Annotated in this window: 19 protein-coding genes; 15 read left to right on the forward strand and 4 right to left on the reverse strand. The window is 34.9% G+C overall.

Annotated features, from left to right (window positions below):
* The first annotated feature begins 70 nt into the window (after nt 1-70).
* The 7 genes from ACFEL3_RS06435 to ACFEL3_RS06465 all read left to right on the forward strand — a co-directional run bounded on the left by ACFEL3_RS06435 (nt 71) and on the right by ACFEL3_RS06465 (nt 4,147).
* Nucleotides 71-1,537, forward strand: a complete 1,467-nt coding sequence (locus ACFEL3_RS06435) for a hypothetical protein (protein WP_208571710.1) — start codon at nt 71-73, stop codon at nt 1,535-1,537.
* Between the two features lie 133 nt (nt 1,538-1,670).
* On the forward strand, nt 1,671-1,871 hold the full coding sequence (locus ACFEL3_RS06865; protein ID WP_010962949.1) for a hypothetical protein: 201 nt from the start codon (nt 1,671-1,673) through the stop codon (nt 1,869-1,871).
* 92 nt (nt 1,872-1,963) lie between these two features.
* Nucleotides 1,964-3,130, forward strand: coding sequence for an aspartate kinase (locus ACFEL3_RS06445; protein ID WP_010962950.1), 1,167 nt, complete (start codon nt 1,964-1,966; stop codon nt 3,128-3,130).
* Between the two features lie 91 nt (nt 3,131-3,221).
* Nucleotides 3,222-3,425, forward strand: coding sequence for an IS5 family transposase (locus tag ACFEL3_RS06450; protein WP_007549940.1), 204 nt, complete (start codon nt 3,222-3,224; stop codon nt 3,423-3,425).
* A gap of 33 nt (nt 3,426-3,458) precedes the next feature.
* Nucleotides 3,459-3,587 (forward strand): hypothetical protein, encoded by a 129-nt coding sequence (locus ACFEL3_RS06455; protein WP_255317429.1) that lies wholly within the window; start codon nt 3,459-3,461, stop codon nt 3,585-3,587.
* A 17-nt stretch (nt 3,588-3,604) separates the two neighbouring features.
* The gene (locus ACFEL3_RS06460; RefSeq protein ID WP_238513961.1) at nt 3,605-3,841 is read left to right on the forward strand and encodes a hypothetical protein; all 237 of its coding nucleotides are present in this window, start codon (nt 3,605-3,607) and stop codon (nt 3,839-3,841) included.
* Nucleotides 3,842-4,003: 162 nt separating this feature from the next.
* Nucleotides 4,004-4,147, forward strand: a complete 144-nt coding sequence (locus ACFEL3_RS06465; RefSeq protein ID WP_022626389.1) for a Putative reverse transcriptase — start codon at nt 4,004-4,006, stop codon at nt 4,145-4,147.
* Between the two features lie 223 nt (nt 4,148-4,370).
* Here the strand turns inward: ACFEL3_RS06465 and ACFEL3_RS06470 are convergent, their stop codons facing one another.
* The gene (locus tag ACFEL3_RS06470; protein WP_375316757.1) at nt 4,371-6,287 is read right to left on the reverse strand and encodes an ATP-dependent helicase; all 1,917 of its coding nucleotides are present in this window, start codon (nt 6,285-6,287) and stop codon (nt 4,371-4,373) included.
* Nucleotides 6,288-6,414: 127 nt separating this feature from the next.
* Nucleotides 6,415-6,843 carry a hypothetical protein gene (locus ACFEL3_RS06475; protein ID WP_010082321.1) on the reverse strand — a complete coding sequence of 143 codons (429 nt, stop codon included), beginning with the start codon at nt 6,841-6,843 and terminating at the stop codon, nt 6,415-6,417.
* A 212-nt stretch (nt 6,844-7,055) separates the two neighbouring features.
* Between ACFEL3_RS06475 and ACFEL3_RS06480 the strand changes: the two genes are divergently transcribed.
* Genes ACFEL3_RS06480 through ccmE form a run of 8 tightly spaced genes read left to right on the forward strand, consistent with a single transcriptional unit; the run spans nt 7,056 to nt 14,172 of the window.
* Nucleotides 7,056-7,643 carry an NADH-quinone oxidoreductase subunit J gene (locus ACFEL3_RS06480; protein WP_010962952.1) on the forward strand — a complete coding sequence of 196 codons (588 nt, stop codon included), beginning with the start codon at nt 7,056-7,058 and terminating at the stop codon, nt 7,641-7,643.
* On the forward strand, nt 7,634-7,942 hold the full coding sequence (nuoK, locus tag ACFEL3_RS06485) for an NADH-quinone oxidoreductase subunit NuoK (RefSeq protein WP_010962953.1): 309 nt from the start codon (nt 7,634-7,636) through the stop codon (nt 7,940-7,942). Before ACFEL3_RS06480 ends, nuoK begins: the two co-directional genes overlap by 10 nt.
* Before the next feature lie 4 nt (nt 7,943-7,946).
* On the forward strand, nt 7,947-9,794 hold the full coding sequence (gene nuoL, locus ACFEL3_RS06490; protein WP_022626390.1) for an NADH-quinone oxidoreductase subunit L: 1,848 nt from the start codon (nt 7,947-7,949) through the stop codon (nt 9,792-9,794).
* A 3-nt stretch (nt 9,795-9,797) separates the two neighbouring features.
* Nucleotides 9,798-11,240: a NuoM family protein gene (locus ACFEL3_RS06495; protein ID WP_010962955.1), complete on the forward strand. Its 1,443-nt coding sequence runs from the start codon at nt 9,798-9,800 to the stop codon at nt 11,238-11,240.
* Nucleotides 11,237-12,601, forward strand: coding sequence for an NADH-quinone oxidoreductase subunit N (locus ACFEL3_RS06500; RefSeq protein WP_095742783.1), 1,365 nt, complete (start codon nt 11,237-11,239; stop codon nt 12,599-12,601). Before ACFEL3_RS06495 ends, ACFEL3_RS06500 begins: the two co-directional genes overlap by 4 nt.
* 17 nt (nt 12,602-12,618) lie before the next feature.
* On the forward strand, nt 12,619-13,662 hold the full coding sequence (locus tag ACFEL3_RS06505) for a biotin--[acetyl-CoA-carboxylase] ligase (RefSeq protein WP_375316758.1): 1,044 nt from the start codon (nt 12,619-12,621) through the stop codon (nt 13,660-13,662).
* The gene (locus ACFEL3_RS06510; RefSeq protein WP_010962957.1) at nt 13,659-13,796 is read left to right on the forward strand and encodes a hypothetical protein; all 138 of its coding nucleotides are present in this window, start codon (nt 13,659-13,661) and stop codon (nt 13,794-13,796) included. Before ACFEL3_RS06505 ends, ACFEL3_RS06510 begins: the two co-directional genes overlap by 4 nt.
* Nucleotides 13,780-14,172, forward strand: coding sequence for a cytochrome c maturation protein CcmE (gene ccmE, locus ACFEL3_RS06515; RefSeq protein WP_010082373.1), 393 nt, complete (start codon nt 13,780-13,782; stop codon nt 14,170-14,172). Before ACFEL3_RS06510 ends, ccmE begins: the two co-directional genes overlap by 17 nt.
* A gap of 72 nt (nt 14,173-14,244) precedes the next feature.
* Here the strand turns inward: ccmE and ACFEL3_RS06520 are convergent, their stop codons facing one another.
* Together ACFEL3_RS06520 and ACFEL3_RS06525 are read right to left on the reverse strand one after the other, a co-directional pair.
* Complete coding sequence (locus ACFEL3_RS06520; RefSeq protein ID WP_010082372.1) at nt 14,245-14,619, reverse strand: hypothetical protein; 375 nt, start codon at nt 14,617-14,619, stop codon at nt 14,245-14,247.
* A 97-nt stretch (nt 14,620-14,716) separates the two neighbouring features.
* The gene (locus tag ACFEL3_RS06525; RefSeq protein ID WP_010082371.1) at nt 14,717-15,202 is read right to left on the reverse strand and encodes a hypothetical protein; all 486 of its coding nucleotides are present in this window, start codon (nt 15,200-15,202) and stop codon (nt 14,717-14,719) included.
* Nucleotides 15,203-15,236: the final 34 nt, after the last annotated feature.

Raw genomic sequence — 15,236 nt, forward strand, 5'->3', positions numbered from 1 at the left:
CATAAAAACTTGCATTTTTTTCAATTTATTCCTAAAATAGATTATATTAACAGATTATTAAGAGGGGGTTATGAATCCGAGATTAAAAGCATTTTTGGTTGTTTGTAGTATTATTGCATTTTTGATTGCACTTTTGTTTCTCGTGTATTATTTAAATCTTCTTGTTAACTATATCCTTGACCCGATTCTAGTTCGTCCCTTTGAAAGATTATACAAAAACTTAATTGTTGATGGTCTTTATGCCTATTTATCTACAAGCACTTCTAGCCCTGCACTAGCATTTTTGGCTACAGGTTTTATTGTTATTGCTGCGTTTATTTGCCTGAATAAAATGCTTCTTCCCTTGCAAGAGAAGATCATAAACAACTATACCTCCTTTAAAAACAACAATATTGATAGCAATAGCATGTTGTTTGAGGTTTATAAAGATCCAACAATAAAATTAAAGGACAAAATCTTATTCTTCAGTATACACTTGATATATTACCTACAGCTTCCATTTTTGTATATTGCATCAAAGGTATCAGCTCTACGTGGGTTTCTTATATTTAATTTTGGTTTATTATTGTTAAATTATGCACTGCTAATTCCAGTAGCACTTCTTGAGTTAATAAAATATCCATCAGTAAAACTCTTTTCACCTTTGGGTTTGAATGTAAAGCAGCTAAGCTTTTTGTTTAATGTAAGTGATGTGGGTACTAGTAGTCAGAGCGTTCATACTAGAAGTTTTCAGCAAAGCGTTATTGAATGTGCCAAAAAATTAAAGGAAGAACATGGTACGCCGTTAAATGAGTTGGATGAAGAGTTTAAAAGTTATATAAGCGGTTTAACAAGTCAGCAAAAACGAATGATAGAACCTTATCTAAGATTGGATGGTTATGAAACTGGGGAGTGGGTAAATTGGGCAGATTCACAAACCGGATTGACATTGACACAGGCTATAAATTTAGTTTTAATTGCGGCAAGAAAGCAAAATGCAGATATAGAATTATTGAAGTCTATATTACTGGTTCGCTTTGAGGAAAGTAATCGCCAATGTGGTCCTGGAATGCTCAACCGTATCATTTATGCATTAAGTGGTCTTAAAGCGGAAAATAATTTTGCAGCTCAACTAGAGCCTCAGCCAATAGGAAAGTTGGCTAGTGATGCTACTAAAAGATTTCTTGAGAAATATGTGGATAAGCACTACCATAAAATAAAAGTTTTGAAAGAAAATTTTGATAATTTGTATTCACCAAGTTCTGGGGTGGATTTGAGCAGCGTGAGTGATGAAGTAAAGGATGGCATTTCTTATACAAGAGATGCTATAAAAGAATTTGTGTTTAAGGAATTATATGTAAAGTTTTATAACGACTATGGAGAACATATTCGGAGAGGGCAAATAAAACAAAGGCTAAGAGAATTAATAACAGATGAAGTCATAGATGCAGCAATATCTTATAAGATAGACGAGATAGAAATTCCTGCAGAACCACTTACTTATCTTGAAAGAGTAAAAACATTTTTTGGAGGTCATGCAAGGTCTTCTGCTGCTTAGTGGTTTAGTTCGTGCTATATAGCTAAACTGACTTAGATTTACTGACAATTTTAAAACAACAAATTCGTCATTCCGCTACTAGTTAGCGGAATCTATACCGCGAATGAATCCATAGCTGTACGAACATTGTGATTTGAGAGCAATTTCCACAAGGGAGGGTGTCATTCCAGTGCTTGGCACTGGAATCCAGCCTTTATTATGCAGCCACTTGGTTGAAATTAAGTCTTCTGGATCCCAGTGTCTAGGCACTGGGATGACACCATTTGCTGTGCAATTTACCTTCAAAAATGAATGTTCGTACAGCTATGGAATGAATCGTGGTATGACGCGTTAGCTATAGCTTTGTCTTCCCTTTTCTGAATGGCTTGCAAGCTGCTATCTCTACAAAAACTATATTTTTCTTCAGAAGAGAGTTATATTGTAACTATGGACAAAATAATCATAAAAAAATTTGGTGGGACTTCGCTAACTGATTTAAACCGAGTTGCAAATTTGATAAAAAACGATATTGAGAAAGGTTGTAATGTAATCGTTGTTGTATCTGCTGTTGCAGGATTTACTGACCAAATGGTTTTTCAGGCTAGGCAAATCTCAAATTTAAGTTATAGACAAGAGTTATCAGAGTATGACGTTATGCTTTCAGCAGGAGAACAAATCTCTTGCGGTCTATTAGCTATCACTCTCCAATCGATCGGAGTTAATGCTAAATCGTGGCTTGCCTGGCAGTTACCAATTGTAACTGATGATTTTTATTCTGAGTCTAAAATAAAAACAATAAAGATTGAACGTGTGAAAAGATCTTTTGCTGAGGGTTATACTGCTGCGATCATTGCTGGTTTTCAGGGTATAAATGATGATAGAATCACTACTTTTGGAAGAGGAGGCTCTGATATATCAGCAGTTGCCTTCGCGGTAGCCTTTGGTGTTAGAACTTGCGAAATTTTTACTGATATTGATGGAATATATACAGCAGACCCGAGAATTGTTCCAAAGGCACGCAAGCTCAAATTTATCTCTTACGATGAAATGTTGGAAATGTCGTCATCTGGTGCTAAAATACTGCATAATCGTTCAGTACAACTTGCAATGAAACATAACATTAAAGTGCAAGTGCTATCCACTTTTAAGGAAGTAGAAGGCACCACAGTGCTACACAAAAGGGATGTACTAGAGAGATACTTAATTACTGGAATAACTTATAGCACTAATGAAGCTCTTGTAACTTTCACTAACCTTGCAAATAACTTGCGTACTTTAAGAGATATAGCAGGAGCAAACGTTAAAATTGATATGATACATGGGTCAAGTTTTGTTATCTCCAAATTTGATATTGATTTAATGGAAAAGTTACTGAATAAGAATGAAAATTATGCTATAAACGATAATGTAGCTAAAATTTCAATAATTGGTATTGGTGTTATGTCTAACACTGAAGTGATGCACCGCACACTCAAGGTTTTAAGCGAAAAAAAGATAGAAATACTTGCTATCACAACATCTGAAATCAAAATCAGTATAATTGTTCAAAAAGAATGCGCTGTAGCTTTAGTCAAAGATTTACATACTGAGTATGAGCTTGATATGCAGCACTAGGATAGGCTTGACGTCCAGTTGTCTAAGAGTATGTCTTAAAAAGGAATGAGGAAAAAAATATGATAGTGTAAGTAAAAAATAGGAGGGAAAATTGTATCCAAGTGATATAAGTGATAAGGAATGGGAAATTTTGGAGCCACATGTTGCACAAGGAAAGATAGGGAGGCCAAGAAAGCACAATATCAGAACAATTATTAATGCAATAAGGTATATAATGAGAGGTGGTTGTCAATGGAGAATGCTGCCGAAAGATTTTCCTCCATGGAAGACGGTGTATGACTATTTTCTCAGGTGACGTAGTAATGGCAAATTGGAAAAAATACATAATATGCTAGTAAAAGAGGTAAGAAAAATGTTTGGTAAAAATGAAACACCTTCAGTAGGAATAATTGACAGTCAATCAGTAAAAACCACTCAAAAAGGGGATCCAGAGGATATGATGCTGAAAAAAAAATAAAGGGTAGAAAACGTCATATTGTTGTAGATACAGTGGGCTTAATTATTGCGGCTGATGTTCATAGTGCAAGTGTTCAAGATCGTGATGGTGCTCTAAATCTTTTCACTCAAGCTAAATACAAGGCTCCAACTTTACGTAAGTTTTTTGCTGATCAAGGATACATAGCAAAACCGCTGTTTATTGGAGACAGGATACGATTACCAAGAAAGCTGTTGATGTTACAGGATTTTTCGACAATCTGGACCACAATTTAGCACTGCAGGCTATCAAGAAGCACACAGACTGCAAATGGGTCATACTGTATGTTGAAAGGTGGATGAAATCCCCTATTCAGCAAGCAGATGGCAGTAAGGTAGTTAGGGAAAAAAGGAGTTCCGCAAGGAGGTTCAATAAGCCCAATCATTTCAAACATATTTATGCACCATGCATTTGATATATGGATGAAACAAAATCACCCAACAGTACCATTTGAAAGATATGTGGATGATGCGATAGTGCACTGCAGAACTAAAAGACAGGCAGAATTTATGCGAGCAGCAATTGAAGAAAGATTGGCATAATGTAAGCTAAAATTGCAACCTGATACCAATGCCATTCCAAAACTCCATCATTATACTGCCTTAGTATAACCTTCTCACTTCTATTGTCTATTTGTTTGTTATGTAATAGAAATTGGTATGAGATTGAAGAATTAAGTGTGAACGGTTACAGAATTTTTGCCAGGAGAAACATATAGTTAAAGTAATTCAGATTTGTAAGATATGTTTATCTGCAATTATAGCTTCAACAGTAGGCAATGTTGCTTTTAATTACCTCAACATTTTCTCTTGGCAATTCTTTAATGAACCGAGAAGTGCGCATCGGTTGCCACTGGTTGTTAATTTCCCTCCTATCTGCACATGAAATGATTAACCTTTCTTTGGCTCTGGTTATGCCAACATATGCGAGTCTCCTTTCTTCTTCTAAAGCTTTACCACTTTTGTCATCAAAAGATCTTTGATGAGGAAATAATCCCTCTTCCCAACCAGGTAGAAACACGCACGGGAATTCAAGTCCTTTGGCTGCATGAAGAGTCATAACATATACGGTGTCATCGTTATTCATATTATCCACTTCCATCACCAGACTTATATGCTCCAAGAAAGTTGTGGCATTATCGAAATTTTTTAAAGATGAGATGAGCTCTTTAACATTTTCTATTCGTGCTAAGCCTGTTACCTCCTCATTTTCAAGCATTTCAATATATCCTGATTGGTTTGCTACGATTTTAACGAATTCATGCAGTGGTTTTACGCTTACTATTTCTTCCCAAGCTTTAATTTTATTTAAAAAATCGTTGAGTGAGAGTTTAATTCTTTCGGTTACCTGATTACTATTAACTAATATTTTTGCTGCCTCAAAAAAAGAAATTCTGTTATCCTGAGCAGTCGTGTATATTTTCTTTAGAGTTGTAGCTCCTATGCTTCTTTTTGGCCGATTTACTATCCTTTCGAAAGCTAAGTCATCGTTATTGTTTGTAACAAGTCTTAAATATGCAATTATATCCCTGACTTCCTGACGTTCGTAGAATTTTACGCCACTTATAATCTTGTAGGGAATTGAATATTTTATAAAATACTCTTCGAGAACTCTAGTTTGAAAAGTGGCCCTTACCAGCACTGCAATGTCACTAAATCTGTATTTATTGAGTTTCAATATCTGTTCGCTTATGAACCTTGCTTCAGCTTTCCCATCCCATAATTTTATTAGATTTACCTTTTCCCCTTCAATGTTTGTTGTCCACAATTTTTTTTCTAAGCGAGTCTTATTGTGATTGATAACATATGACGCAGTTGCAAGTATGTGGGATGTTGACCTGTAGTTACACTCTAGTTTAACGGTTTTTGCATTTTTAAAATCATCAGAAAACTTCAAAATATTTTCAACTTCTGCACCACGCCAACTATATATCGACTGGTCATCATCTCCTACACAGCAAATATTTGAGTGCTCTTTTGCAAGGTATTTTAGCCAAAGATATTGTATCGCATTTGTATCTTGATATTCATCTACCATAACATATTTAAACTTGTTTTGGTAGTAGGACAGAACTTCGGTCTTTTGATTAAAGAGCTGTATGTTATATAGCAATAAGTCACCAAAATCGACAGAATTAAGGAATTTCAACCTTTCCTGATACTGGTGATAGACTTTGAGTGCAGTTACATATACTGGCCTAAATGATTGAATATCTTCCACTTCAGATGGCAATAAGCACTTCTCTTTCCATTGCTGAATAATATTCATAATGGTCTTACATTTTTCTGATAGGTAATCAGGATTTATTTCATTGATAATATTTTTTATTACCTGTAATTGGTCATCCACACCAATGATTGTAAAATTGGGGTTTAAGCCCACAATTTCTGCGTGCAGGCGCAAGATTTTTGCTGCAATTGCATGGAAAGTGCCAAGCCATGGTATGTTTGTGCCCGTTAGCTCAAGTACCCTTGATACCATCTCATTTGCTGCTTTATTTGTAAATGTAACTGCTAATATCTCATCAGAATAAGCGTGACCGTTTCTAATTATGTGTGCTATTCTTGAAGTAATCGTTCTTGTTTTTCCCGTCCCGGCTCCTGCCAGTATCAAAACTGGTCCATCTATGTTAGTTACAGCTGATTGTTGTTCTGGATTTAGCAGTGAGAGATAATCGTTCATCGTAGCCCTATAGATTATAACTTCGTAAAGTTAAACCTATGATTGAAATATTGTAAAGGTTTTATTGAATAGAACAGTTAAAGAATGCTTCACTCAAGTACTACATATTTAAACGTAGGTTTTACATCTATTTTGTTTTAGTAGTTTCAGGTGTATGTCGAGTAACAACAACTTGATTTGAGGTATTGGCACCAGAACTTCTGCTTGTTGGGTGGATAAGTGGAGTTTGGAATGGCTTATATGTACGGTTTAGTTCCTTCATTTCTATTTCTTCAACTTCAACAAGGGGTTTTTCTTTTGGGGTATAGCGATTATGCGTTGCAGGTCGTTCAGTGAGATTTTCATATGTTTCTTTCAACCAAGTTCCGATATCATACATAAATCCATACGCTTTTTCTTTAAATTCTCTCAATGATCTACTGAAACTTGCTAGTGTGTTATTAAAGTAAATTGTCATATAGTCTCTTGTGGTGTATTGATAACTTTCTCCATCTAGTCTGCTACTTTGTGCGTTAGAACTATTGTTGCTTTTAAAATAACCAAATATGTTGTACATTTTGAGCCGCCATTAATTACTAACATACACATATTATATATTGATAAATTAAGGACTTAGTGTATTGATTAAGCACTTAGAAAGCGCTCTGTATAATAATTTAAAATGGAGCTGGAGCTTTGTAGTACAATGTTTTCAAACGTTTAATATAATATTGACTTTACAACGATAGTCACTTTAAATTAGTAACTATTGTTGCAGTTAAAGTATCAATGCCTTTTTTCTTTTATTTTTTTGCAATTCTTAGCATTTTATCTGCTGTATGCGTAATTAGTGTAAGAAATCCTGTGCATGCAGTATTATTTTTAATTTTCACCTTCGTTAACTCTGCAGTGCTTTTCATTCTCCTTGGAGCTGAATTCATCGCTATGATGGTACTGATAGTATACATCGGTGCAGTTGCAGTGTTGTTCCTCTTTGTAGTTATGATGCTCGATATTGACTACATAAGATTGCGCCAGGGTTTTGCGAAGCATTTCACTCTTGGTGCTATATTGTGTGGTGTGTTTTTTTTGATTATCAGTTTTGTAATCCGCAGCTCAACGCTGAATATAAGTAATGTTATAAACTATAATGCCAATAACGTGAAAGCTATCGGTAATTTGCTCTACACTGACTACATGTACGCTTTTCATCTTTCTGGAATTTTGCTACTTGTTGCAATTGTCGGTGCAATTGCTCTTACTTTGCAGGACAAGAAAAAAGGAGTTAAAAAACAGAATGTATTAAAGCAATTGACGCAATCTTCATCTGTAAAATTGGTTAAGGCTAAATTTGGAAAAGGAGTGGAATGGAAATAGGATTAAATCATTTTTTGATAGTTGCTGCTATTTTGTTCACTGTTGGGGTGTGCGGTATTTTCATCAACCGTAAGAGCATAATCAATATATTGTTATCAATAGAAATATTATTGTTGGCGATTAACATCAATCTAGTTGCTTTTTCTGCCTTTATGAATGATATAGTTGGGCAAATTTTTGTGATGTTTGTGTTGACTGTTGCGGCAGCAGAGTCAGGAGTTGGGCTTGCAATATTGGTTGTATATTATAGAAGCCGTGGCAATATAGATGTTGAACAAGCAAATTTAATGAAAGAATGAAAGTATGATGGATATACTGAAATTAATAGTATTTTTGCCACTTTTTGGTTCGCTATTTGCAGCACTTTTTAGAAAAAGTCAGTTAGTTACAACGGCAGGGATTGGAATATCTGCAGTTTTATCTTGGTATGTTTTTCTCACCTTCTCTGAAAATTATCACTTGAGTTTATTTCCTTTGTTTTCATTGAGCATCTTAAAAGTAAATTGGGCAATTAGTGTGGATGCTCTCTCATCCTTAATGCTTATTGTTATTACCACCGTTTCACTGGTAGTACATCTCTACTCTATCGGTTATATGGAGCATGATAAGGGGAAGTCGAGGTTTTTTTCTTACCTATCGCTATTTACGTTTTGCATGATTGTGCTGGTTGTAAGCGATAATTTCGTGCAGCTTTTTTTTGGCTGGGAAGGGGTTGGCCTATGTTCTTATTTACTCATAGGATTTTGGTTCCAAAAATATTCTGCAAATAATGCAGCAATTAAAGCATTTGTTGTGAATAGGGTAGGAGACTTTGCACTATTGATTGGAATCTTTCTTATTTATTATACATTTCACTCTTTGAATTTTACTGAAGTTTTTGACACAACTGATCTTCTTGGCACGCAGAACATTAGGGCATTCTGCTGTGAATTCAAAGTAACTCATATAATATGCATATTACTTTTTATTGGCTGTATGGGTAAATCTGCACAGCTTGGTTTACATGTTTGGTTGCCAGATGCAATGGAAGGGCCAACTCCTGTTTCTGCACTTATTCACGCAGCAACGATGGTAACAGCAGGTATATTTTTAGTAGCAAAGTGTTCTCCATTGTTTGAGTTATCAAATGTGGCACGAGAATTAATAGTTATCGTTGGAGCACTCACTGCTTTTTTTGCAGCCACCGTTGCAATTACTCAGAACGATATAAAGAAAATAATTGCTTATTCAACCTGCAGTCAACTTGGTTATATGTTCATGGCATGTGGGCTTTCTGCTTACAATGTTGCTATTTTTCATTTAATGACACACGCTTTTTTTAAAGCTCTACTATTTCTTGGTGCTGGCAATGTGATTCATGCAATGCATCATGAGCAAAACATTCAGAAAATGGGAAATTGCTGGAAGAAAATCCCTTGCACTTACGCTCTCATGTGGATTGGATCTCTTGCGCTTTCTGGGATATTCCCATTTGCAGGTTTTTATTCAAAGGATTTGATAATTGAACATGCTTATAGCACGGATAGCTTTGCTTTTGTAATAAGCTTAGTTGTTGCATTCTTCACAGCGTTTTACTCTTGGAGGTTATTGCTTCTTGTGTTCCACAGCCAAAAACAAAGTAAAATTAATATACATGAGGCACCAAAGATTATGCTTATACCATTACTGATACTCGCTTTTGGATCAGTATTTTCTGGAATATGGGGAGCAAATATTTTGAACATAACTAGTAATGCGTTTTGGAAATCAAGTTTAGTGATGATTGATGAGCATGGAGTTCATAATTTCTTTATAAAACTACTGCCAACCTTAGCAAGCCTAAGTGGAATAGCACTTGCGTACCTAATTTACCAATATCAAGTAATTAGGCAAATTAAGAGTAAATTTTTACTTAAGTTTTTGCAGAATAAATGGTACTTTGATGAGGTGTATGAGTTTGTTATAATTGCACCGATAAGGTTTATATCTAGGCTTCTATGGAAGTTTGATGTTAAGGCTATTGATTCATTTGGACCAAATGGTGTTGTAAGGTTGGTTAATGAATGTTCAAAAAGTTCTATAAAGTTACAAACTGGTTATATATTTGATTATGCATTTATTATGTTTGTTACTCTAATAATCGGTGCTTTATATATTATTGGAATTAAATAGAAGGTGTTGTTACTTAGTATATTCTTGCTTCCACTGATAGGAGCGTTGATTTTATCCTTAATCAGGATTAATCATCAATCTATACACTTAAGATTCCTTGCTCTATTTTTTGCTGTACTTCCATTTTTGCTTAGCATTGTAGCTTGTATAGAATTTGATTATAACAATGCGGACTTTCAGTTTGTCAGCTACCCAATTAGAAATGTTGGAATAGGGATAGATGGTATATCGTTGCTTTTCCTTCTGCTTACAACTTTCTTGTTTGTAATTTGTATACTCTACAACTGCAAAATGAGTTATACGACCCTAAAAGCCTATATGGCATTGTTTCTACTGCTTGAGAGTTTTGTAGTCGGTTTTTTCGTTTCACTGAATGCTATAAGCTTTTATGTGTTTTTTGAAGCTGTTTTAATACCAATGTTCTTTATTATTGGCATCTGGGGAGGAAAACACAGGGTATATGCAACGTTTAAGTTGTTTCTTTATACATTAACTGGCTCATTATTATTTCTACTTGGATTGGTTTACATCTATAACATTTTTGGAACGTTTAATATACAAAAATTAGCTACATTAGTGCCAAGCCTTGATCTTGAAGTGCAGTCATTGCTGTGGATTGCATTTTTTATTTCTTTTGCAATAAAAGTACCGATGTTTCCATTTCACACTTGGCTTCCTGATGCACATGTGCAATCACCAACTTCTGGATCTGTGATTTTAGCTGGCTTGCTTATTAAAATGGGGGGATATGGATTTTTAAGGTTTTCTATTCCAATGCTTCCTCAGGCAAGTTTGTATTTTTCAAATTTCGTTGTTGTGCTGAGCATTATTGCGGTGATATATGCTTCTCTAGTTGCGTTTGCTCAAGATGATATAAAGAAGTTAATAGCTTATTCTTCAATAGCACATATGGGGATCGTTACTGCTGGCCTCTTTTCATTTTGTGAGGAAGGAGTACTGGGTAGCATATTTCAAATGATTAGTCATGGCCTTATTTCTGCTGCTTTATTTTTATGTGTTGGAATGCTATATACTCGAACTGGAACTTTGGAGATTGCAAAATATTTTGGCATAGTAAACACAATGCCAAAATTTGGTTTTATGTTCATTTTATTTTCAATGGCTTCAATAGGGCTACCTGGAACATCTGGGTTCGCAGGTGAGTTTTTGGCTATGGTTGGAATGTTTAAGAGCATAGGGTTTTTTACAGGATTTATCGCACTTGGCACTATTTTAAGCGCAGTTTATATGCTGAATTTATGTAAGCAAATAATATGGGGGGTTAGCTATTCTAAATTATTAAATAACCGTTTGGATAGCATAGAATTTTCTGTCTTAATTCTGCTTGCAGTGTTTGTTATTTTGCTTGGATTTTACCCAACCCTTGCACTGAATTATTTGAAGCCATGTATGGCAAATTTGTTAGTCAAATATAATGCGCTATGAATTATATACAGATATTGCCGGAAACGTTCTCTATTATCTCCTCGTTAGTGTTGCTGCTGCTTGGGATTATATTTAACCGCAGAACTATCAACTTATTAGCACTTGGCTGCACAGTGGTAACTTTGATTATTTTAATTCTTTCGGCAGAAAACAATGAAATTTTTCTCTTTAATTCGTTGTTAAAACTCAATTTATACATCAGGTCAGCCCAAGGGTTAATTCTCAGCACAGGAATTTTAATACTTTTGATGCTGAATTTATCAAAATATGACTATAAGTATGAATTTTCAATGCTGATTCTTTTTGCGCTATTTGGCATGATAACTTTGGTTTCAGCAAATAGTCTGATTTCTTTTTATTTAGCTTTTGAGTTGATGAGTATATCTTTGTATGTTCTTGCGAGCTTTAATAAAGATTCGATTTATTCATGTGAAGCAGGAGTGAAATATTTTACACTCAGTGCATTATCTTCCTGCATTATGCTATATGGAATGTCGCTGCTTTATGGATATACAGGACAAGTCAATTTCTCTGAGCTCGGTTCATTCTTGCAAAACCATCAGATAACTTATGGAATAGTTTTTGGGTTAGTCTTTGTCCTAATTGGTTTGTGTTTCAAGCTTGCTATTGCTCCTTTTCATATGTGGGCTCCAGATGTCTATCAAGGTGCACCTACCATAGTAACTGCGTTTTTTTCTACGGCCCCAAAAGCTGCACTTGTAACATTTTTAATTCGATTGATGAATGAAGAGTTAGTAAATGTAAAAAGTTATGTTCAGCCTATTTTCTTATACGTTTCAGCATTGTCTGTTCTTATCTCAGCTTTTGGGGCCTTACGTCAGCAAAACTTAAAAAGGCTGCTTGCTTACAGTTCAATTGGTCACATTGGTTTTATATTTGCTTCACTTTCTATTTTTACACAAGCAGGAACAGATAGTGCCTTAATGTATCTGGTGATATATATCATCACAAGCATAGGGCTATTCTCATATCTTGTACAAATTGACGATGAAGATTGTGATATTGCAAATTTATCTGGTATAGGGAAGAAACGCCCAATTGTAGCATTTCATCTTTCTGTACTGTTACTCTCGATGTCGGGAATACCTCCACTTGCAGGTTTTATCGCTAAATTTTTTATATTCAAAAGTTTAATAAATTCTGGCTTTATCAGCCTGTCTTTGACCCTTGTGGTGGCGAGTGTTGTATCGTGTTACTATTATCTAAATATTATAAAAGCTATGTATTTCGATAAAGCTAGTGGTAATAAGGTTGCTTATTCTAAGGGCCTATTCATTATCACTTCGGTGGCTTCGCTGATCAACCTCGTTCTTTTCTTGTACGTTTTACTCACTCATTGAACTAAAGGGCTGACAAGGTGACCCCTGAGGGTTTTCATATTCATCATTACAAAAAAGTTTCAAGCACTAATAAAGAAGCGTTGGATTTAATTGATAAAGGAATATCAAATGAAACTATTATTGTTGCTGATAAACAAACAGAAGGCAGGGGGCGCACCGGAAAAAACTGGATTTCTCCAGAGGGTAATTTTTATGCAAGTTTGGTAATAAACCTCTTTAACGATTATCTGAATGAAAGCCAGCTTTCGGTGTCATTCCAGCGCGTGACGCTGGAATCTAGAAATCAAGAAGAATGGTCAAGCACACAACTGTACAAACGTTGTGGTATTCCCACCAAGGATGATGTCATCCGAGTAGCCTGGCACTGGGATCCAGAAAACTTAATTACAAATGGGCACATCAGGCAACTGTGTAATAAGAACTGGATTCCAGTGTCACGCACTGGAATGACACCACATACCACCTGCAAATTGCAATGTTCGCATAGTTATGTGTCAAGCACTGGGGAAAATACTGGGATGATAGAAAGAGGTTTAATGAATCAAGTTAGCAAATTAACAGAATTGACTTTTGTTACTGCTCTTGCTGTTGGAAATGCTATACTGTCATTTATAAATGGTCTAAATCTCCAGTATAAATGGCCAAATGACATTCTAATCGATGGCAAGAAAATAAGTGGAATATTGCTTGAAAAAAGATCCAATTCGAATTGGCTCATTATAGGAATTGGAATTAATGTCAGTCATGCACCACTTCCAGGAACAACGTGCATTAGCAATTACGGTGAGTCTGTGTCTAACATAGATCTGTTAAAGAAATTAATAATAAATTTTAATAAGCTAAGAAAGCAATGGCTACTTGATGGGTTTTATGCTATAAGAGAAATGTGGTTAAAAAAAGCATTCAAAATGAATGAGCAAATCAGTGCAAAGTTAGCTGACAAATTGTATGAAGGAATTTTTGCTGATATAGATAAAAGTGGTAAATTGGTGTTGCAGCAAAAGGATGGAAGCTTAATTTATTTTGATGCAGGTGAGTTATTTATTGATAATGCATTATGAATACATATGTAATTTTTGCTTACCTTATTAGTTTCACGCTGATTGCTGGAGAGCTAATTTTTACCATTTCTTGTTATACTAAAAGTAAAAAAATTCTAGAAAGCCTGAAAGATAATCATGAAGAAGAAACATAAGCGATTACTTATAACTTCAGGAATTTTCTGCTTTTTAAGTTGTGCAGTTTTTTTTATTTTAACAACGCTCAAAGAAAATATCTCATTTTTCTATACAGTAAGTGAGGCAATAGTTTTACCAAATGGTCAAAAACTAATCCGTGTTGGTGGAATGGTTGTTGAAAATAGCGTGATACGCAACGAAAGTGAAGTGATTTTTCAAATGACAGATTTTAATAAGAGCGTTATGGTGAAATATCAGGGAATACTTCCACCAATGTTTTCAGAAAAAAGTGGTGTTGTTGTGCAAGGTAAAATGTTTGATAATAGTACTTTTCTTGCAGATACAGTGTTTGCAAAACATGATGAGAACTATATGCCGAAAGTTTTAAAATAGATTCCTTAACCTGGCTGTATTGAAACGGTATGTAGAGAGAGTCACAGCCTAGAGACTATTACTCTTTCCAGTTTAACCCCAATCTGGTTCATTAATGGTATTGTTTTCTAATTCCTCTACTTTTGTCTGTAAGTTATTCAGGCTCTGTACTAAACCACTATTTTCATTACCAACCTTTGTAATTAGCTCGTCAAGCTTACTCCTTTCTTCTGTTAGCATGTCATTTAATTGACTGATAGAGTTGCTATTGTTATGCAATACATCATCCAATTCAGGAACGAATTTCGTGTTCAGCTCTGCGATTAATTTATCTAAAGCTTTGTGGACATAACCAAGCTGCGCTGGATTTCGCGCAACTGTTTCATCATAACCTTTAGGTTTGGTGTTAACTTCTATTTTGCTTATTACTTTAAGTTCGTTTTTGCTTTCTTGTTTACTATTATTCATGCTAACTCCTATAAAAAATTATAATTTTAAAATCAATTCAGCTACATTGAAGTGGTATGTGGAAAGAGTAACAGCTAGCAAGCTATTACCTTTTTTATTAAAGCAACCCGTTCTCTTCGCCAGTAGCATGAGGGAATATGGAAGCTTCTGCAATGCCTGGCTGATCATCACGAAATTCCTGAAGCTCATCTCGAAGAGTTTGAAGTTGACTTTTTATTTCAGTTGTATTGTTCCCTATATTTGATATAGTTGTTGACAGTGGCTCCACTATGCCAGTTGTAATGTTACTGCTTAAACTTGTGTTATACTCATTAATACTGTCTATCAAGCCATCATAAACCTTTTTAAGGTATGTTATAGCTGCGGCTGTTTGCTTCATTTCCGCTATAGGTATTTTTTCCAGTGGCTGATTTATATCAAAATCTAACTCCTTAGCACCTTTTTCTTTATTCTGAATTTTTACTGAATCTATACTTGGTTTTACAAAATCTGGTTTTGTAAAAACCGGGCTCTCAAGTTTTAGTAATTTACTTTGGTCTGAAGGCTCGTCACCAAAATATAATTCTACATTGTTTTTACTCATAATAAGTTACCTCCTATAAAAAAATTGATTTTCA

Source organism: Wolbachia endosymbiont (group A) of Opomyza germinationis (assembly GCF_964264765.1).
GTDB lineage: Bacteria > Pseudomonadota > Alphaproteobacteria > Rickettsiales > Anaplasmataceae > Wolbachia > Wolbachia pipientis.

Excerpts from the sequence above, each read along its gene's own strand:
- nuoL (WP_022626390.1), top strand. The coding sequence starts at position 7,947 with ATGATGGATATACTGAAATTAATAGTATTTTTGCCACTTTTTGGTTCG.
- nuoK (WP_010962953.1), top strand. The coding sequence starts at position 7,634 with ATGGAAATAGGATTAAATCATTTTTTGATAGTTGCTGCTATTTTGTTC.
- ACFEL3_RS06470 (WP_375316757.1), bottom strand. The coding sequence starts at position 6,287 with ATGAACGATTATCTCTCACTGCTAAATCCAGAACAACAATCAGCTGTA.
- ACFEL3_RS06445 (WP_010962950.1), top strand. The coding sequence starts at position 1,964 with ATGGACAAAATAATCATAAAAAAATTTGGTGGGACTTCGCTAACTGAT.
- ACFEL3_RS06465 (WP_022626389.1), top strand. The coding sequence starts at position 4,004 with ATGCACCATGCATTTGATATATGGATGAAACAAAATCACCCAACAGTA.
- ACFEL3_RS06510 (WP_010962957.1), top strand. The coding sequence starts at position 13,659 with ATGAATACATATGTAATTTTTGCTTACCTTATTAGTTTCACGCTGATT.
- ACFEL3_RS06520 (WP_010082372.1), bottom strand. The coding sequence starts at position 14,619 with ATGAATAATAGTAAACAAGAAAGCAAAAACGAACTTAAAGTAATAAGC.
- ACFEL3_RS06525 (WP_010082371.1), bottom strand. The coding sequence starts at position 15,202 with ATGAGTAAAAACAATGTAGAATTATATTTTGGTGACGAGCCTTCAGAC.
- ACFEL3_RS06500 (WP_095742783.1), top strand. The coding sequence starts at position 11,237 with ATGAATTATATACAGATATTGCCGGAAACGTTCTCTATTATCTCCTCG.
- ccmE (WP_010082373.1), top strand. The coding sequence starts at position 13,780 with ATGAAGAAGAAACATAAGCGATTACTTATAACTTCAGGAATTTTCTGC.
- ACFEL3_RS06435 (WP_208571710.1), top strand. The coding sequence starts at position 71 with ATGAATCCGAGATTAAAAGCATTTTTGGTTGTTTGTAGTATTATTGCA.
- ACFEL3_RS06475 (WP_010082321.1), bottom strand. The coding sequence starts at position 6,843 with ATGTACAACATATTTGGTTATTTTAAAAGCAACAATAGTTCTAACGCA.
- ACFEL3_RS06455 (WP_255317429.1), top strand. The coding sequence starts at position 3,459 with ATGCTAGTAAAAGAGGTAAGAAAAATGTTTGGTAAAAATGAAACACCT.
- ACFEL3_RS06480 (WP_010962952.1), top strand. The coding sequence starts at position 7,056 with ATGCCTTTTTTCTTTTATTTTTTTGCAATTCTTAGCATTTTATCTGCT.